19 protein-coding genes are annotated in these 18,017 nt (G+C 68.9%); 14 read left to right on the forward strand and 5 right to left on the reverse strand.

The window, feature by feature from the left end; translation table 11 throughout:
* Positions 1-219 precede the first annotated feature (219 nt).
* The 4 genes from JUB11_RS21190 (at position 220) to JUB11_RS21205 (ending at position 5,087) form a co-directional block, all read left to right on the forward strand.
* The gene (locus JUB11_RS21190) at positions 220-3,528 is read left to right on the forward strand and encodes a PAS domain S-box protein (RefSeq protein ID WP_207460594.1); all 3,309 of its coding nucleotides are present in this window, start codon (positions 220-222) and stop codon (positions 3,526-3,528) included.
* A gap of 117 nt (positions 3,529-3,645) precedes the next feature.
* The gene (locus JUB11_RS21195; RefSeq protein WP_207460595.1) at positions 3,646-3,801 is read left to right on the forward strand and encodes a hypothetical protein; all 156 of its coding nucleotides are present in this window, start codon (positions 3,646-3,648) and stop codon (positions 3,799-3,801) included.
* Positions 3,802-3,817: 16 nt separating this feature from the next.
* Positions 3,818-4,006 carry a hypothetical protein gene (locus JUB11_RS21200; RefSeq protein ID WP_207460596.1) on the forward strand — a complete coding sequence of 63 codons (189 nt, stop codon included), beginning with the start codon at positions 3,818-3,820 and terminating at the stop codon, positions 4,004-4,006.
* A gap of 421 nt (positions 4,007-4,427) precedes the next feature.
* Positions 4,428-5,087, forward strand: coding sequence for a hypothetical protein (locus JUB11_RS21205; RefSeq protein WP_207460598.1), 660 nt, complete (start codon positions 4,428-4,430; stop codon positions 5,085-5,087).
* Here JUB11_RS21205 and JUB11_RS21210 read toward each other — a convergent pair.
* Positions 5,062-5,790, reverse strand: a complete 729-nt coding sequence (locus tag JUB11_RS21210; RefSeq protein ID WP_207460600.1) for a HisA/HisF-related TIM barrel protein — start codon at positions 5,788-5,790, stop codon at positions 5,062-5,064. The genes JUB11_RS21205 and JUB11_RS21210 overlap by 26 nt on opposite strands.
* On the opposite strand from JUB11_RS21210, the gene JUB11_RS21215 reads away from it, so the two are divergent.
* The 4 genes from JUB11_RS21215 (at position 5,789) to JUB11_RS21230 (ending at position 10,215) form a co-directional block, all read left to right on the forward strand.
* Entirely contained in the window at positions 5,789-6,760 is a 972-nt protein-coding gene (locus tag JUB11_RS21215; protein ID WP_207460602.1) for an ATP-grasp domain-containing protein, read from the forward strand. The two genes, JUB11_RS21210 and JUB11_RS21215, sit on opposite strands and share 2 nt — an antisense overlap.
* The gene (locus JUB11_RS21220) at positions 6,753-7,802 is read left to right on the forward strand and encodes a hydantoinase/oxoprolinase family protein (RefSeq protein ID WP_207460603.1); all 1,050 of its coding nucleotides are present in this window, start codon (positions 6,753-6,755) and stop codon (positions 7,800-7,802) included. Before JUB11_RS21215 ends, JUB11_RS21220 begins: the two co-directional genes overlap by 8 nt.
* A gap of 151 nt (positions 7,803-7,953) precedes the next feature.
* Positions 7,954-9,402: an aminodeoxychorismate synthase component I gene (gene pabB / locus JUB11_RS21225; protein WP_207460605.1), complete on the forward strand. Its 1,449-nt coding sequence runs from the start codon at positions 7,954-7,956 to the stop codon at positions 9,400-9,402.
* A gap of 3 nt (positions 9,403-9,405) precedes the next feature.
* Positions 9,406-10,215 (forward strand): aminotransferase class IV, encoded by an 810-nt coding sequence (locus JUB11_RS21230; RefSeq protein WP_207460606.1) that lies wholly within the window; start codon positions 9,406-9,408, stop codon positions 10,213-10,215.
* 30 nt (positions 10,216-10,245) lie between these two features.
* Here JUB11_RS21230 and JUB11_RS21235 read toward each other — a convergent pair whose 3' ends face one another.
* From JUB11_RS21235 to fae, 3 genes are all read right to left on the reverse strand, one after another.
* Positions 10,246-10,551: a HigA family addiction module antitoxin gene (locus tag JUB11_RS21235; protein WP_207460608.1), complete on the reverse strand. Its 306-nt coding sequence runs from the start codon at positions 10,549-10,551 to the stop codon at positions 10,246-10,248.
* A gap of 96 nt (positions 10,552-10,647) precedes the next feature.
* Entirely contained in the window at positions 10,648-10,935 is a 288-nt protein-coding gene (locus JUB11_RS21240) for a type II toxin-antitoxin system RelE/ParE family toxin (RefSeq protein ID WP_207460609.1), read from the reverse strand.
* Between the two features lie 163 nt (positions 10,936-11,098).
* The gene (gene fae / locus JUB11_RS21245; RefSeq protein WP_207460611.1) at positions 11,099-11,635 is read right to left on the reverse strand and encodes a formaldehyde-activating enzyme; all 537 of its coding nucleotides are present in this window, start codon (positions 11,633-11,635) and stop codon (positions 11,099-11,101) included.
* A 389-nt stretch (positions 11,636-12,024) separates the two neighbouring features.
* Between fae and JUB11_RS21250 the strand changes: the two genes are divergently transcribed.
* The 6 genes from JUB11_RS21250 (at position 12,025) to JUB11_RS21275 (ending at position 17,615) form a co-directional block, all read left to right on the forward strand.
* On the forward strand, positions 12,025-12,807 hold the full coding sequence (locus JUB11_RS21250; protein ID WP_207460613.1) for an ABC transporter ATP-binding protein: 783 nt from the start codon (positions 12,025-12,027) through the stop codon (positions 12,805-12,807).
* Positions 12,800-13,522 (forward strand): ABC transporter ATP-binding protein, encoded by a 723-nt coding sequence (locus JUB11_RS21255; RefSeq protein WP_207460615.1) that lies wholly within the window; start codon positions 12,800-12,802, stop codon positions 13,520-13,522. The genes JUB11_RS21250 and JUB11_RS21255 overlap by 8 nt, the downstream gene beginning before the upstream one ends.
* Before the next feature lie 112 nt (positions 13,523-13,634).
* Positions 13,635-14,840 carry an ABC transporter substrate-binding protein gene (locus JUB11_RS21260; RefSeq protein ID WP_207460616.1) on the forward strand — a complete coding sequence of 402 codons (1,206 nt, stop codon included), beginning with the start codon at positions 13,635-13,637 and terminating at the stop codon, positions 14,838-14,840.
* Between the two features lie 95 nt (positions 14,841-14,935).
* A complete protein-coding gene (locus JUB11_RS21265; protein ID WP_207460618.1) occupies positions 14,936-15,823 on the forward strand; it encodes a branched-chain amino acid ABC transporter permease in 888 nt (295 codons plus the stop codon).
* A 3-nt stretch (positions 15,824-15,826) separates the two neighbouring features.
* Complete coding sequence (locus JUB11_RS21270) at positions 15,827-16,795, forward strand: branched-chain amino acid ABC transporter permease (RefSeq protein WP_207460620.1); 969 nt, start codon at positions 15,827-15,829, stop codon at positions 16,793-16,795.
* A gap of 34 nt (positions 16,796-16,829) precedes the next feature.
* Positions 16,830-17,615 (forward strand): 3-hydroxybutyrate dehydrogenase, encoded by a 786-nt coding sequence (locus JUB11_RS21275; RefSeq protein ID WP_207460622.1) that lies wholly within the window; start codon positions 16,830-16,832, stop codon positions 17,613-17,615.
* Between the two features lie 130 nt (positions 17,616-17,745).
* Here JUB11_RS21275 and rpmG read toward each other — a convergent pair whose 3' ends face one another.
* A complete protein-coding gene (gene rpmG, locus JUB11_RS21280) occupies positions 17,746-17,913 on the reverse strand; it encodes a 50S ribosomal protein L33 (protein ID WP_207460623.1) in 168 nt (55 codons plus the stop codon).
* Positions 17,914-18,017: the final 104 nt, after the last annotated feature.

Here is an 18,017-nt window from a genome sequence, read left to right on the forward strand (position 1 = left end):
CGGCGCCCTTCATTTCATTCATCGCGTTCCCGCGCGGCGTGAAAGCGGGCTATGACGAAATGCCGGGGCGCCGGCCTTTCCCGCAACGCCCTTTGCCCTCGACTTCGAACGGCCGGGCGTGAGAATGATGATCCTCCCTGGAGGAGCTTCCCTGTCCATGCCGGCCACCGATTCTCCCGCTCTCGCTTTGCCGTCCGGCTTTGACGCGCCCGGACGCTGATGGCCCGGGACACGGCGGCGTCTGGCGCGGCGACCATGGATGAAGCCCGGCTGAACTTCCTGTCCGGCGGCGGCGAGGTCGGCGCGTTGATCCGGGGCAGAGACTGGGCCGCAACGCCGCTCGGCCCGCCGGAGCGCTGGCCGGCCGCCTTGCGCATCGTCGTCGGCACGATGCTGGGCTCCCGCCAGCCGATGGCGATGAACTGGGGGCCGGACCTCACCTTCCTCTACAACGATGCCTTCGCGCTGCTTCTGGGCGGCAAGCATCCCTCCGCTTTGGGGCGGCCCAACGCGGAGGTCTGGCCCGAATTCTGGGACCGGCTGTCGCCGCTGATGGAGAGGGTGCTCGACGGTGGGGAGCCGGCCTGGGCGGAGGACCAGCTCTTCGTCACGCGGCGGCACGGCCATGCGGAGAAGGTGCACATCACCTATTCCTTCGGCCCGATTCGGGACGAGGAGGGCGCCGTCCGCGGCGTGTTCTGCACCTGCGTCGAGACCACGGCGAAGGTTCAGCATGAGCGGCGGCTGACCTTTCAGCTCCGCCTCAGCGACCGGCTGCGCGATCTCGCCGCGGCGCAGGACATCATGGCCGCCGCGTCGGAGGAGGTCGGCCGGGCGTTGCAGGCCGCCCGCGTCGGCTATGGGGAGATCGACGCGGCCGGGCAAACGGTCTCCGTGGACCGGGACTGGACCGACGGCACGGTCGTGAGCTTGGCGGGAGAAACGCGCCCGCTTCTCGGATTCGGCCGGGGGGTGATCGCCGAGCTGCTGGCCGGGCGCACCCTGCGGCTGGACGACGTGGCGACCGACCCGCGCACGAACGATCCGGTCCTGCTCGCGGCCTTCGACGGCATCGGCGCGCGCTCGATGCTGGTCGTCCCGCTGCTGAAGGACGGGCGTCTCGCCGCGATCTTCTACCTGCACGAACCCGGCCGCCGCCGCTGGACGGACGCCGAGGTCATGATGGCGGAGGACGCGGCCGAGCGCACCTGGGCGGCGGTCGCCCGCGCCCGCGCCGAGGCGGCGCTGCGGGCCGGCGAGGAGCGGCTGGACACGCTCGTCCGGAACCTGCCGGTCGCCGTCGTCTTTCATGACGCGAAGGGCGAGGTCCTGCTGTCCAACCCGGCCGCCCGGCGCCATCCGCCGGATGCGGAGGAGCGCCGGGTCGGCCGGCGCGCGCTCCGGGGCGAAGCCGTGCCGGGTCAGGAGTTCCTGCACCGCTCGCCGGACGGGGAGGGAAGCTGGACGCGCGTCAGCGGCGTGCCCCTGCGGGATTCCCTGGGGCGGATCACCGGGGCCATCACCGTCGCGGTGGATATCGACGCGCAGAAGCGGACGGAAGCGGCGTTGCGCGAGAGCGAGGCCCGCCTCAAGGCGATCTTCGAAACGGTGCCGTTCGGCATCGTCATCGTCGAGGCGCCGTCCGGCCGTGTCGTGATGGGCAACCCGCAGACCGAACGCATCTTCCGCCACCCGATTCACCCGACTCCGGGACTGGAAGGCTATCCGGAGTGGCGCGTGTTCCATCCCGACGGTCGGCGCGTCGAGCCGCGCGACTATCCGGTCATGCGGACCATCACGCTGGGCGAGCCGACCCCGGAGGAGGAGTATCTCTACCAGCGCGGCGATGGCAGCATGGCCTGGATGCGCTTCGCCGCCGCCCCCATCCGGGACGCCTCCGGCAGCGTCGTCGCCGGCGTCGTCGCCATCATGGACATCGACCGGGAGAAGCGGACGGAGGAGGCGCTTCGCCGCCTCAACGAAACGCTGGAACAGCGTGTCGCCGATCAGGCGCGCGAGCGGGACCGCATCTGGCGGATCAGCCAGGCCCTGATGCTGGTGGCGGGCGCCGACGGCACGCTGATCGCGGTCAACCCGGCCTGGACGGCGATCCTCGGCTGGGCCGAGGAGGAGCTGATCGGCCGCTGCATCTTCGACTTCGTCCATCCGGAGGATGTGGGGCGGACCCTGGAGGAGAATGCCGGGCTGGCGCTCGGCCTGACCACCAGCCGGTTCGAGAACCGTTTCCGGGGCAAGGACGGCGATTACCGCTGGATTTCCTGGACGGCGGCGCCCGACGGGGAGCTCGTCCATTCCGTCGGCCGCGACATCACCGCGGAGAAGGCGGCCGAGGCGGCCCTGCGCCGGGCCGAGGAGCAGCTCCGCCAGTCGCAGAAGATGGAGGCGGTCGGCCAGCTCACGGGCGGCATCGCGCATGATTTCAACAACCTGCTGCAGGCGATGGGCAGCAGCATCGAGGTGGTCGGACGGCGGCTCGCCGACGGGCGGGGGGAGGTCGAACCCTTCCTGAGGACGGCGCGCCTGTCGATCGAGCGGGCGGCCTCCCTGACCCAGCGGCTGCTCGCCTTCTCCCGCCGGCAGCCGCTCCAGCCGGAGCCGGTGGACCTGAACGCGCTGGTCGTGGGCATGGAGGACCTGATCCGCCGCACGGTCGGGGTCGCGGTCCGGGTCGACACGGTGGCGGCCGAGGGGCTCTGGCCGAGCTGGGCCGATGCCAACCAGGTCGAGAGCGCGCTGCTGAACCTGATCATCAACGCCCGCGACGCCATGCCGGACGGCGGGCGGGTCACCATCGAAACGGCGAACGTCGAGCTGGACGCCGTCTATGCCTCGGCCGAACCCGGCCTGGAGCCGGGACCCTACGTCATGCTCTGCGTGACCGACACCGGCGCCGGCATGACCCCCGACGTTCTGGAACGTGCCTTCGAGCCCTTCTTCACGACAAAGCCGCTGGGCCAGGGCACCGGGCTCGGGCTGAGCCAGCTCTATGGATTCGTCCGCCAGTCGGGCGGCCATGTCCGCATCGACAGCGTCCCCGGACAGGGCACAAGCGTGGCGCTCTACCTTCCGCGGCATCACGGGCCGGCCGCCACGGTCGCGGAGCCGCCTGCCGTTTCCGTGCCCGCTGCGCGCGGCGGGCGCATACTGCTGGTCGAGGACGAGGCGCTGATCCGCGCGATGCTGCTGGAGGCGTTGTGCGAGGAAGGGCATGAGATCGCCGAGGCGGAGGACGGGCCTTCCGCGCTGGACGTCCTCGAGGGGCCGCTGCCCCTCGATCTGCTGGTGACGGATGTCGGACTGCCCGGGCTGAACGGACGGCAGGTCGCCGAGATGGCGCGGCGCCTGCGCCCGGGGCTGAAGGTGCTTTTCCTGACCGGATACGCTCATGGAACGGGGCTCGGCGAGGAGGCTTTCGGTCCCGGCACGCAGCTCCTGACCAAGCCCGTGGCGCTCGGCACGCTCCTCGCGAAGGTCGCGGCGATGCTGGCGGAGGATCCCGGCGCCTGAGCCGAAGCGTGGCCGTTGAAAAAACGTTGCGATCCCGACGCTATCCCGTCAAAATGCTGATTGTACGTTAAACGATCAATTGCGGAGGCGAATGGTTACCTCGCTCATGATGAGCACGTGCTGACCCTGGGGATCATCACGATGCTGGCCGGCCGTACCTGGCTGCGGGCGTCGGTCGAGCGGGAGCACCGGGCATTCCAGCGGGAACTGGACGCAATCATGCTGGGCCGACTTGAACTTGTCGAAGCGGCCCGGCAGTCGAACAAGAAGTAAGACAAGGGAGGGACGCATGCCCACGGGCGACCACTTCATCATTGAAGTGAATCGGGAAGCCGCCGGGATTCTGGCGCGCATGGACGACCAGTTTCAGTTTTTCGCCTCGGCGCCGAAGGCCTTCACGCTCAATCGGCAGATGTTTCCGTCGGTGCGCGATGCCATCAACGCGGTCGGCCGGGCCTTGAGCGAATCGCGGGCGTGAGGGATTCGTCCTCATGAACCCACGGACATGACCGCACGGGCAACCCCAAGGCGCAGAAGGTGACCGTTGTGAAAAGGACCGCACGGAAGTTCCTCTTGCCCAGGAACTTCCGTGCGTTAAGACGCCATTCCGTATTGGTGACGTCAAGTCGCACCGGAACCGGCGTGTTTGCCCGGACCCTGGCCGACCAGCCTGACCGCTGGCGGCCATTTCCTTTTCCACGGACCCAACAGGACACTCAAACGCATATGCTTGATGCGCTTGTTATTAAGCCTCAGACGATCCGCTTCGCCAACAATACTTTCGTACCGCCGATTCGCCGGCCGGAGCCGCCATACCGTTTCACGCTGGCGTTCGCCGTGCCGCCGGGGCGATACTCCGCCCGTTTCCGTGCCATGGAATGCCGAGGGGAGACGACGCCATGGTGATGGTGGCCGAGCAACTGAACACCGATTACCTGCTGGTGGCGGCGATGATCTTCGTTGCCATGGCGGGGCTGCTCGGCAGCGTCCTGCTCTGTTCGATGTACCAGGAACTGCGCGAGGGCACGGTGCGGCTTTGGGCGCTGCTCTCCTCCGTGGCGCCGGTGGCGCTGGTCGGCATGGCCCTGTGGTCGCTCGTCCTTCCGCTGGCGATGGCGCTCCTGGTCGCGACCTCCACCGGCCTCGTCGCCTTGGCCGCCGTCCTGCTTCTGCCGCATGGACCCTGGCGCATCATGGACCTGGCGCCATCGCGGCTGAGGGTCGGCCTTGCCGCCCAGCCCGTGGCGGCCTCCTTGGGGACCGGCTATGGCGGAGCCGCCTTGCGGCAGGTCGCCGATTTTCTTGCCGGCAGCTTCTGGGGCGTGGTGCGTATGGGGCTGACGATGGCGCCGGGAATCCTGATCGGCGGCGCCCCGGACTGGCTGCTGTGGTTCTCGCTGGCCGGCATCCTGGCGGCTGCCGTCCATGCCTGGGCACCCCTGCTGGCACCGAAGGAGCCGGGCCGGCTCGCCGAGGTCAGCTGGGGGACCGCGCAGGGCTTCGTGCTGGGGAGCCTTCCGGCCCTGATGCTCGTCACCAGCCGGGCGGTCGGCCACTGACCTCCAGGGCGGCGAGATCCTCGCTGGTGAGCCGGCCGTCGTGAAGGGCACTGGCCACCAGCACGGAATCAATCCCCGCGGCATCCAGTGCCGCCAGATCCTCCGGCCCGCGCACGCCGCCCGCCGCCCACAGCCGCGCGTCCGGTCGCCGGGCGGCGATGGCCCCCAGCCGCTCCAGGTCGGGCCCGGTTCCCGCACCCACCCGGTCCAGCGTCATGGCGATCACCCGCCCCGGCCAGAGGTCCGGCTGGTCCCGAAGCTCGGGCGGCCCCAGGAAGCGACCGCCGCGGAAATCCAGCGAGAGGGCAACCCGGTCCGTTCCGGCAAGGCCGATGGCCGCCGCCAGGGTCGCGGTGCCGGTCTGGCTTTCGCTGCCGATCACGAGATGGCGGATGCCGGCGCCCGACCAGTCCCGGCAATCCTGCGGCGTCGCCAGCCCGGCGTCCACCCAGACCGCCAGATCGGGCCAACGCGCTTGGAGCCCGGCGAGGAGTGCGCGATGATGGCCCATGCCGCGGATGGCGTCGAGATCGGCGACATAGAGGGCGCGGAAGGGAAATAGGGCGAGCAAGGCTTCGACGATGGCCGCCGGCTCCGACCCGGCGGCGAGCCGGCTCCGGACCGGCGCGTAGCTGTCCCGCTCGCCGCGCCGGGCATGGACCACCTGACCGGCCATGAGATCGAGAACGGGAATGACATGCATGGGCAGTGACCGGGTCCGGATTCTGGTGTGCGAGTTCGTGACGGGCGGGGGCATGGCGGAGGAGCCCTTTTCCGCCGATCTGTTCGCCGAGGCCGAAGGAATGGCGGCGGCACTGGTGCAAGATCTCACCGCCCTGGACGGGGTTCAAGTCCTGCTCTGCCGCGACGCGCGGCTCGGGCCCATGGCCGGCTGCGAGTCCCTGACCATCGGTGCGGGCGACCCCGTGGAGGCGGTCTGGGCCGAGGGTGCGCGGCGCTGCGACGCGGTCTGGCCGATCGGGCCGGAGACCGGCGGCGTGCTGGAACGCATGGTGGCCCTCTTCGCCGCGACGGGCCGGCCGGTGCTCGCCCCCGAGCCGTCCGCCCTGGCGGTCGCCGCCAGCAAATGGGCGTCCTCGGAGCGCTTGCGCGCCGCCGGCCTGCCGGCCGTTCCCACCGTCCGCCTTGGCGAGGAGCCGCCGCCGGCCGAACGCTACGTGGTCAAGCCGGACGACGGGGCCGGCACGGTGGATACTTTCATCCTCGGCTCCGCCGAACTCGCGGCCTGGACCCCGCCCTCGGACGGGGCCTGGGCCGTGCAGCCGCTGGTCGAGGGCGACGCCGCGAGCTTTTCCATGCTGGTCGGGGCGGACGGGCGGGCGCGGCTGCTGGCCTGCAACCGCCAGCGCATCCGCCGGCTGGCGGATCGTTTCGAATCCGACGGCGTGACGGTCGGCGCCCTCGCCGAGCGCCGGGACGCCTGGAAGCCCCTGGCCCAACGGGTCGCCGACGCGCTGCCGGGCCTGCGCGGCTACGTCGGGGTGGATCTGATCGACGGGCCGGACGGCCCCGTCCTGCTGGAGGTCAACCCGCGCCTGACGGCCTCCTACATCGGGCTCAGCGCGGCGCTGGGGGAGAATGTGGCGGGCCGCGTCCTTGCGGATCTGCTGCCGGACTGTGTGCGTATGAAGGACATGAGCGAGCATGGTTGAGAGTGTTGGGCGGGCGACGATCGGCTGGGACCTGGGAGGCGCGCACCTGAAGGCGGCGCGCGTCGGCGCGTCGGGCCGGCTGGAGGCGGTGGTGCAGGTTCCCTGCCGGCTCTGGCAGGGGCTGGGCGAGTTCGACGCGGCGGTGGCGGCGGTGTTCGAACGGATGCCCCCAGCGGACAATCACGCCGTGACCATGACCGGCGAGCTGGTGGACCTGTTCGAGAGCCGGTGCCAAGGGGTGGAGGCGCTGATCGACCGCATGGCGTCGGCCCTGAACGGCGCCCGACTGCGCGTTTTCGCCGGCCGTCTCGGGCTTCTCGACCCGGCCGACGCGCGCGGCGCCGTGCTCGACGTCGCCTCCGCCAACTGGCTGGCGAGTGCTGCGCTGGTGGCCCGCCGGCTGGAGGAGGCGCTGTTCGTGGACATGGGCAGCACCACGACGGACCTCGTGCCCGTACGGGCGGGCCGGGTCGAGGCGCGCGGCCGCACCGACCATGAGCGCATGGCGGTGGAGGAGCTGGTCTACACTGGCCTGACCCGCACGCCGGTGATGGCGATGGCGCGGAGCATGCTCGTGGCCGGGGAGCGCGTGCCCCTGATGGCCGAGTATTTCGCCACCAGCGCTGACGTCCACCGCGTGCTCGGCACTCTGGACGAATCGGCCGATCAGCACCCCGCCGCGGACAACGGCCCCAAGACCCCGCAGGCGAGCGCCCGGCGCCTCGGCCGCATGGTCGGCCGCGACCTGGAGGAGCTGGACATGGAGCGCTGGCGCGACGTGGCGCGCGACCTCGCCGAGGGCCAGCTGCGGACGATCCACGACGCGGCCCTGCGCGTCCTGTCGGCCTGCCCGCTGCCGCAGGGCGCTCCCCTGGTCGGGGCAGGGGCGGGGCGGGCGGTGGTGAAGGCGCTCGCTGATCGGCTCGGGCGTCCCTACCGGGACTTCGCGGAGATCGCCGGAGCCGAGGGAGAGGACCTCGCCGCTTGGACCAGCCATTGCGCGCCGGCGGCGGCGGTCGCGCTGCTTGGCGCCGAGGGGTGAGGGGGCCATATCGCAGGAGTACGCACCGTCCTCCACGACCATCGGAGCATGGACGCCGCACCGGCAAAGAGAGTAGGACATCCACAAGGATGGTCCGACAAATCCAGGGAGGATCGAGCGGAAGGCAAGGGCCTTCACCGCTCCAAAGCCCATGCAGCACTGCGCCGCCGACAGCACAATCCAGCACAGTGCCCCTTCGCCGGGCCGGTTCGATCTGCTGGTGCGGGAGATTCCCTTCCGCGACCCGCTGGCCGCCTTCGCCCCCTGGGCGGGGGAGCCGACGGCGGCGCTCCTGCACAGCGCGGCGGAGGCCGGGGGGCGGGGGCGCGTCACCTATCTGGCGGTCGAGCCCTTCCGCATCATCGAGGCCTTTGATGACGCCGTGACGGTGGATGGAGGGCCGGTCGCGGGCGACCCCTTCACCGTGCTGGAACGGGAACTTGCCGCCTTCCGCCTTCCGCCGGGCGTGGCGCCGGTGCCCTTCGCGACCGGGGCGGTTGGGTTCCTCGGTTACGAGCTTGGCCGGACGCTGGAGCGGTTGCCGGCCCGCCACGGCAACGACCTCGGCATTCCCGACATGGCCTTCGGGCTGTACGACGTCGCCATCGCCTTCGACATGGTGGAGCGCCGCGCCTGGATCCTGTCGAGCGGCTTTCCCGAGCGCGATCCCGCGGCCCGGCAGGCGAGGGCCGAGCGCCGCGCCGACGCCGTCGCGGCCCGAGTGGCGCAGGCTCCCGACGAGCTGCCGCCCCCGCCGCGCGCCGTGGCGTCCTGGCGGCCGGAGTTGAGCCGTGAGGAGTACATGGCGCGGGTCGCCCGCATCTTGGAATACATCCGGGCCGGCGACATCTTCCAGGCCAACTTCACCGGCCGCATGCTGGCACCCCGCCCGCAGGGTGTCAGCGCCTATGACATCTTTCGCCGCCTGACGGCGCTGAGCCCGGCGCCCTTCGCGGCCTATCTCGGTTGCGGCGAACGTCTGACTCTCGCCAGCGTGTCGCCCGAACGCTTCCTGAAGCTCGACGCCGACGGCCGTATCGAGACGCGCCCGATCAAGGGCACCCGTCCGCGCGGCGCGACGCCGGAGGAAGACGCCGCACTCGCCCGTGACCTCCACGCCAGTGTCAAGGACCGCGCCGAGAACTTGATGATCACCGACCTGCTGCGCAACGACATCGGCCGCGTCTGCGCCATCGGCAGCGTCCGGGTGCCGGCGCTCTGCGAGGTCGAGACCTTCGCCTCGGTCCATCATCTGGTGTCGGTGATCGAGGGCCGGCTGCGGCCGGGGCTCGGGCCCATCGACCTGCTGCGCGCCACCTTCCCCGGCGGCTCCATCACCGGCGCGCCGAAGATCCGCGCCATGGAGATCATTGACGAGCTGGAGGAGGCCCGGCGCGGTCCCTACTGCGGCTCCGTCGCCTGGATCGGCTTCGACGGCGCCATGGACAGCAGCATCGTCATCCGCACGCTGGCCCTGACGCATGAGGCCGTGGTCGCCCAGGCCGGCGGCGGCATCGTCGCCGATTCCGATCCCGGCAAGGAGCATGACGAGATGATGGTGAAGATCCGCCCCCTGCTGCGGGCGCTGGGAGAGGATTAGGCCATGCCGGTCTGGCTCGACGGCGCCCTGGTCGAGGATGCCGATGCCCGCATAGCGCCGAACGATCGGGGCTTCACGCTGGGCGATGGCCTGTTCGAGACGGTGCGCTTGCGCGGCGGGGCCGTGCTGCGGCTGGACGCGCATCTGGCACGGCTGCGCCGGGGCGCCGCGCTGCTGGGCATACCGCTCCACTGGACCGACGAGGCGCTCGGGCGGGCGCTTCTTGAGACGGCCCAGGCGTCCGGCTGTGCTGAGAACGGGGCGGCGCGCCTGACCCTCACCCGCGGCCCGGCCCCGCGGGGCGTCCTGCCGCCGCGCGATCCCAGCCCGACGCTGCTCGTCACCGCCGGCCCCGCACCGGGGCCGCTGCCGCCCGCCCGGCTGGTGGTGGCGCGGGTCACCCGCCGGAATGAGCATTCGCCGCTCAGCCAGGTGAAGTCGCTGAACTATCTGGACGGCATCCTGGCCCGGCGGGAGGCGGAGGAACGCGGCGCCGACGACGCGCTGCTGCTGAACACCGCCGGGCGGCTGGCCGAGACGACGATCGCCAACCTCTTCTTGGTTCTGGACGGCAGGCTTGTGACCCCGCCCCTGTCCGAAGGCGCCCTGCCGGGCGTCATGCGGGCCGCCCTGCTGGAACGGTTCGACGCCGTCGAACAGGCGCTGCCGCCGGAAGCACTGGAACGGGCGTCGGAATTCATCCTGACCAACAGCCTCGGCGTGAGGGCGGTCGCTTCGGTGGACGGGCGTCCGGTCGGTCAGGGGGCGCCGGGGCCGCTGTTCGAGGCGCTGAAGCAGGCTTTGGACGCCTGAGCTTGCTCCGTCCGGCTCGCCTACGACGTCTCACGCAGCGCGCGGGCGAACCTCGGTTTCGAGGCGATCGCCAAGTTCGTCCTTGGCAACTTCGATCTCGTAATTGGTCTGTAAATTGATCCAGAACCTCTCCGACATGCCGAAATACTTAGACAGGCGGAGAGCCGTGTCCGCCGTTATGGAGCGCTTTCCATCAAGGATTGCCGTGATCCTTGTCAGTGGCACGCTGATATCTTTGGCAAGTTTGTATGCCGATAAGCCCATAGGCTCAAGGAACTCCTCCCGGAGGATGGTGCCTGGATGGATTGGAGCGTAATCGCTCGGGGACGTGTGCATAGCTGGTGTTTCCAAGTCAGATTGCCCATCGATCTGAGCAATGGAGATGGTTGTTGTGCCTCATGGAGGTGAGTGAGGCGTGGCTCGCTCCGGGGTTCAGTGGTAATCTGTGATTTCCACGTTTCGCGCGCCTCCCTCGGTCCATTCGAAGCAAATGCGCCACTGATCGTTGATTCTGATTCTGATGCTGTGTTGTCCAGCGCGGTTTCCCGACAGAGCTTCCAAGCGGTTGCCGGGGGGCTTGGCAAGATCCTCAAGCGCCTCCGCGGCTTTGACCAACTGGATCTTCCTATGAGCCACCCTTTGAATGTCCTGCGGCAGCTTTTTGGAGAAGCGCCGCTGGGCAACCAACTCCGTTTCCTTGTCGCGATACAGAGGAGGCATCGTAGCACGTCGTCACCTGTGATCAGGTAACGTGGAACGGAACTATAATTACGTCAAGCGTTATCATCTGACCCGGAAGGCGGAGTCCCTGCGAGCCTGCACCTCTCAAGTCTCGGCCCGAATTCAAGCCACCCGGCCCCGAGGGGCCGGGCGGACGCGCGCCTTACTCGGCGTCGCTGTCGTTCATGCAGTGCTGGACCGACTGGCGGTTGGCGATCAGCTCGTCGATGGTCGGCTCGTTCTTCATCGCGCGGGAGATCGCGATCTTCGTCGCCTCGTAGTTGGTCCGGTAGAGGTCCTTCTTGTCGAGGTTCGGGTCGGTCGGGCAGCGCGGGTCGATCCAGATCATGGCGAGGATGCAGAGGTCGTCCACTTGGTCGCGCGGCAGGGTGCCGTCGATGACGCAGTCCAGCACGGCGTCGGCGGTGGCCGCCTGCACGATGCCGCCGAACAGGTCCACGTAGGCGCTCGACTTCATCGTGACCTTGGACACCATCATGGTCGCCGGGCGGACCATCTGGTTGCAGTCGCGCACCGCGAACATGCGGGTGTGACCGGCCGTCTGCCCCATCATGTTGGCGAAGGCCTGGCCGGCCGGGCCGCGGACGGAGCCGATCAGGATTTCCGGCATCGCGTCGGTGAACTGGCCCTCGGCGGCGAACACCGTCGCCTCGCCGGTGCGGAAGAAGATATCGGTCATGGTCTGCTCGCGAGTGGAGGGGAACCGTTGGAAGGGCGCACTATACGGAATGCCGCCCGCCGGCCAAGCCCGCCGAAAGTCGCGGGCGCGACCGCGGCACCTCCGCCTCTCCGGACCGGCACCGGCGGCGCCTTCCGCCCGCGACTGTCCACCAACCTCGTGCCGGGCAACGGACCGTTTGCGACTGCGAACTCGCCGTCTGCGACCCGGGGGCCGTTGCGAGCCCCTCGCAAGAGGCTGATTCTGCTTCTGTTTTAGGCGGTTGGTCGAACTGTTCATCCTGCGAACGGGGGGCGCTTTTTCGCACAAGCCGTGCTATAAGACAAAAAAGCGCCGGAATGGGGACGAACCCCGAACGACAATGGGCGAGAAGGGAGGACAACGGCACGATGAGTGACGACATCATTCTCGAAGCGCGGGACCTGACGAAGGAATTCAAGGGCTTCGTCGCGGTGAAGGAGGTCAACCTCCGGGTCCGCCGCGGCACGATCCACGCTCTGATCGGCCCGAACGGGGCCGGCAAGAGCACGGTGTTCAACCTGCTCACCAAGTTCCTGACGCCGACGCGCGGCACCATCCTGTTCAAGGGCCGCGACATCACGCGCACCCGTCCGGCGGACATCGCCCGGCTCGGCATGGTGCGCTCCTTCCAGATATCGGCCGTCTTCCCGCACCTGTCGGTGCTGGAGAACGTGCGCGTCGCCCTGCAGCAGCCGGTCGGCACCAGCTTCCATTTCTGGAAGCCGGAACGCAGCCTGCACCGTCTGCATGACCGGGCGCATGAGCTGATCGAGGCGGTCAACCTCACCAGCTACACCGACCACCTCGCGGCCGAGCTGCCCTACGGGCGCAAGCGCGCGCTGGAGATCGCCACGACCCTGGCGCTCGACCCGGAGGTGCTCCTGCTTGACGAGCCGCTGGCCGGCATGGGGCACGAGGACATCGAGCGTACCGCCCAGCTCATCAAGCGCGTGGCGGCCAGCCGCACCGTGCTGATGGTGGAGCACAACCTGTCCGTCGTGGCCCATCTGTCCGACACCATCACGGTGCTGCGCCGGGGCGAGATCCTGGCGGAGGGTCCCTATGCGACCGTCTCGCGCAACCCGCAGGTGATGGAGGCCTACATGGGCTCCGCCCCCGCCCCGACCGCCGGAGGAGCCGGACATGCCTGACGCCGGGGGAACCAAGACGGCCATGCTGGAAATCCGCGACCTCCAGGCCTGGTACGGCGAGAGCCACGTGCTGCACGGGGTCAACCTCGACATCCGCCAGGGCGAGGTGGTGACGCTGCTCGGCCGCAACGGGGCGGGCAAGACCTCCACCATGCGCTCGATCATGGGCATCATTCCCAAGCGCACCGGCACCATCCGGTTCGAGGGGAAAGAGCTGATCGGCATGGCGCAGCACCGCATCCCGCGGCTCGGCATCGGCTATGTCCCGGAGGAGCGGGGCATCTTCTCCTCGCTCAGCGTGGACGAGAACCTGATGCTGCCCCCGGTGATCCGCAGCGGCGGCATGACGGTGCAGCAGATTTACGAGCTGTTCCCGAACCTGAAGGGCCGGGGCTCGACCCAGGGCACGCGCCTGTCGGGCGGCGAGCAGCAGATGCTGGCGATCGCGCGCATCCTGCGCACGGGCGCCAACCTGATCCTGCTGGACGAGCCGACCGAGGGGCTGGCCCCCGTCATCATCGAGCAGATCGGCGTGGCCGTGCGCGCGCTGAAGCAGCGCGGCTTCACCATCCTTCTGGTCGAACAGAACTTCCGCTTCGCCTCCACCATCGCCGACCGCCATTACGTGATGGAGGAGGGGCACATCGTGGACATGATCCCCAACGATCAGCTCGCCCAGAACATGGACAAGCTGCACTCCTACCTCGGCGTCTGACCCCGGTCCGACGCCCGGGTGCCCCCGTCCGGCCGTGGCATGAACGGCCGGACCACCAAAAAGACTGCCAACAAGCGCCGGCGCCGCCGGCTGGACCTTAGGGAGAAGACGAATGCTCAAGACGCTTCTGTGCGGGACCGCTTTCCTGGCCCTGGCCGCCGCGGCCGGGACGGCCCAGGCGCAGGTGTCCAACAACGTCGTCAAGATCGGCGTGATGAACGACCGGTCCGGCGTCTACGCCGACCTGGCGGGCGAGGGCTCGGCCATCGCCGCGCGCATGGCGGTCGAGGAGTTCGGCGGCAAGGTCGCCGGCGCGCCGGTCGAGGTCGTCGTCGCCGACCACCAGAACAAGGCCGACATCGCCGCCAACACGGCCCGCCAGTGGGTGGACGTGGACAATGTGGACGTCATCGCCGACGTGCCGAACTCCGCCGCGGCGCTGGCCGTGCAGGGCATCACCCGGGACAAGAAGCGCATCTTCCTGATGTCCGGCCCCGGCTCCACCGACCTGACCGGCAAGGCCTGCTCGCCCTACGGCTTCCAGTGGACCTACGACAACTACGCCATGGCCGCCGGCACCGGCCGCGCGCTGGTCGAGCAGGGCAAGAAGAACTGGTACTTCATCACCGCCGACTACGCCTTCGGCCATTCGCTGGAGGCCGAGACCACCAACATGGTCAAGCAGCTCGGCGGCACGGTGAAGGGCAACGTCCGCCACCCGCTGGGCACCTCGGACTTCTCCTCCTTCCTGCTCCAGGCCCAGGGCTCCGGGGCCGACGTGATCGGCTTCGCCAACGCCGGCGGCGACACCATCAACGCCGTGAAGCAGGCCGCCGAGTTCGGCGTCACCCAGTCCGGCCAGAGCCTCGCCAGCCTGCTGCTCTTCATCAGCGAGGTGCACGCGCTGGGTCTGGAAGCGGCGCAGGGTCTGATGCTGACCACCGGCTTCTACTGGGACATGGACGAGCAGACCCGCGCCTGGTCCGCCAAGTTCGAGCAGAAGCACGGCAAGAAGCCGACGATGGTGCAGGCCGGCGTCTATTCCGCCGTGCGCCACTACCTGAAGGCCGTCGAGGCCGCGGGCACCGACGACGCCGACAAGGTGGCGGCGAAGATGCGGGAGCTGCCGGTCGAGGACATGTTCGCCAAGAACGGCAAGATCTACCCGAACGGCCGCATGGCGCACGACATGTACCTGGCCCGCGTGAAGAAGCCGTCGGAGTCGAAGGGCCCGTGGGACTATTACCAGATCGTCTCCACGCTGCCCGCCGCCACGGCCTTCATGGACCCGGCCAAGACCGCCTGCGCGCAGAAGTAAGCGCAGCCGCGGGCTGACCGGAACCCTCCGCCTTCCCGGCCATCTCCGGCGGGAAGGCGGGGACGGCTCAAAAAGAAGAAATGGGAGGCTGGAACATGTTCGAAATGCTGGGGATACCGCCCCAGGTTCTGTTCGGCCAGTTGCTGCTCGGCTTGATCAACGGCTCCTTCTACGCGCTGCTGAGCCTGGGGCTGGCGGTGATCTTCGGCATGCTGAACGTCATCAACTTCGCCCATGGCGCGCTCTACATGGTCGGCGCCTTCGTGGCCTGGCTGCTGCTGACGCAGCTCGGGCTGGGCTACTGGTGGGCCTTCGCTCTGACGCCCTTCATCGTCGGCGCCTTCGGCATCCTTCTGGAAAAGACGATGCTGTCGCGGCTGTACAAGCTCGACCATCTCTACGGGCTGCTGCTGACCTTCGGCCTCGCCCTGATCCTGGAGGGGCTCTTCCGCCATCAGTACGGCGTGTCGGGCCAGCCCTATCCGGTGCCGCCGTCGCTGTCCGGCGGGCAGAATCTGGGATTCATGTTCCTGCCCAACTACCGGGGCTGGGTCATCGCCTGCTCGCTGGTCGTGTGCTTCGGCACCTGGTTCGCCATCGAGCGCACCCGGCTCGGCGCCTATCTGCGCGCCGCGACCGAAAATCCGGTGCTGGTCCAGGCCTTCGGCATCAACGTGCCGGTCATGGTCTCGCTGACCTACGGCTTCGGCGTGGCGCTGGCCGGGCTGGCCGGCGTGCTGGCGGCCCCCATCTACCAGGTGAACCCGCTGATGGGCTCCAACCTGATCATCATCGTCTTCGCGGTGGTGGTGATCGGCGGCATGGGCTCGATCCTCGGCGCGATCCTGACGGGCATCGGGCTCGGGCTGCTGGAAGGGCTGACCAAGGTCTTCTACCCGGAAGCCTCCAACATCGTCGTCTTCGTCGTGATGGCGATCGTCCTCATGATCAAGCCCGCCGGGCTGTTCGGGCGGGAAAGGTGAGCCATGGCTGAAACCCACATGTCCTCCGTCTCCGCGCGGAGGGGCGCTTCGTCGGGCCTCCGGCCGGAACTCCTCTACGGCGTCGGGCTGCTGCTGGCGCTGGCCGCACCCTTCGTTCTGTACCCCGTCTTCCTGATGAAGGTGCTGTGCTTCGCGCTGTTCGCCTGCGCCTTCAACCTGCTGATCGGCTTCGCCGGCCTCTTGAGCTTCGGCCACGCCGCCTTCTTCGGCGGGGCGGCCTACGTTACCGCCCACGCCGCCAAGGTGTGGGGCTGGACGCCGGAGCTGGCCCTGCTGGCGGGCACGGCGAGTGCGGCCATCCTCGGCCTCGTCATCGGGGCGCTGGCGATCCGGCGCCAGGGCATCTACTTCGCCATGATCACGCTGGCGCTGTCGCAGATGGTATTCTTCCTGGCGCTCCAGCTTCCCTTCACGGGCGGGGAGGACGGCATCCAGGGCGTGCCGCGCGGCTTCCTGTTCGGCGCGCTCGACCTGAACCAGCCGCTCACCATGTATTATTTCGTGCTGGCGATCTTCGTGTTCGGCTTCGCGCTGATCTGGCGGACGGTGCATTCGCCCTTCGGGCAGGTGCTGAAGGCGATCCGCGAGAACGAGCCGCGCGCCATCTCGCTGGGCTACCGGACGGAGCGCTACAAGCTCGTGGCCTTCCTGCTGTCGGCCAGCCTCGCCGGGCTCGCCGGCGGGACCAAGGCGCTGGTCTTCCAGCTTGCCAGCCTCACCGACGTGCAGTGGCAAATGTCGGGCGAGGTCGTGCTGATGACGCTGCTGGGCGGCATGGGCACGCTGTTCGGGCCGGTGGTCGGCGCCACGCTGGTGGTCACGCTGCAGAACTACCTGGCCGGCACGAACCTGCCCGTGACCGTGGTCATCGGCGCGATCTTCGTCGTCTGCGTGCTGGTCTTCCGGCGCGGCATCATCGGAGAGATCCAGGCCCGGCTGTCGAACCGCTGAGCGGATAGAAGACAAGAAGACGGAGACCATTCTCATGACGTTGAAGGGCAAAGCGGCCGTCGTCACCGGATCGACGAGCGGCATCGGGCTTGGCATCGCGCGGGCGCTGGCCGGGGCGGGAGCCGACGTGGTGCTGAACGGCTTCGGCGACGCCGCGGAGATCGAGACGATCCGCGCGGGCATCGCCACGGAGTTCGGCGTGCGCGCGACCTACCACGGCGCCGACCTGTCCAAGCCGGACGAGGTCAAGGCCCTGGCCGACCACGCGGCGGCGGAGTTCGGCAGGGTGGACATCCTCGTCAACAACGCCGGCATCCAGCACGTCGCTCCGGTGGACGAGTTCCCGGCGGAGCGCTGGGACGCGGTGATCGCGATCAACCTCAGCTCCGTCTTCCACGGCACCCATCACGTGCTGCCCGGCATGAAGCAGCGCGGCTGGGGCCGGATCATCAACATCGCCTCGGCCCACGGCCTCGTCGCTTCGGCCAACAAGTCGGCCTACGTGGCGGCCAAGCACGGGGTGGTCGGGCTGACCAAGGTGGTGGCGCTGGAGACGGCGGGCACCGGCATCACCTGCAACGCCATCTGCCCGGGCTGGGTGCTGACCCCGCTCGTCCAGAAGCAGATCGACGCCCTGGCGGCGAACAAGGGCCTGTCGGGCGACGAGGCGCGGGCGGAGCTTCTGGGGGCCAAGCAGCCGTCCGGCGACTTCGTGACGCCGGAACAGCTCGGCGCCTTTGCGGTGTTCCTGTGCACGCCCGCGGCGGCCCAGATCACCGGATCGGCCCTGTCCATGGACGGCGGCTGGACGGCTCAGTAAGGGCCGGCCAGTGCTTTCCGGACGCCTGTCCCCAGGGGCGGGCGTCCGGCCCTTCCAGGGCATGCGGAACCCCCAAACGCAAAAGGCCGCCCCGAAGGGCGGCCTTTCCGATTCCCGGGAACCGAAGATCTTACTTGATCTTGGATTCCTTGAACTCGACGTGCTTGCGCACCACCGGGTCGTACTTGTTGAACGACAGCTTCTCGGTGGTCTTCTTCGGGTTCTTCTTCTTGACGTAGAAGAAACCGGTGTCGGCCGTGCTCACCAGCTTGATGAGGACCGTGTTCTGCTTGGCCATATTCTCAATCCCGCGACTAAAATTCCGTGCACCGCCGGCCCGGCGGGGGCGGCGTCGTAGCGGCGGAAGATAGCCGTTCGCGCCGCCATGTCAAGTGTTTGAGT

It is taken from the genome of Azospirillum sp. SYSU D00513, from assembly GCF_017356015.1.
Lineage (GTDB): Bacteria > Pseudomonadota > Alphaproteobacteria > Azospirillales > Azospirillaceae > Azospirillum.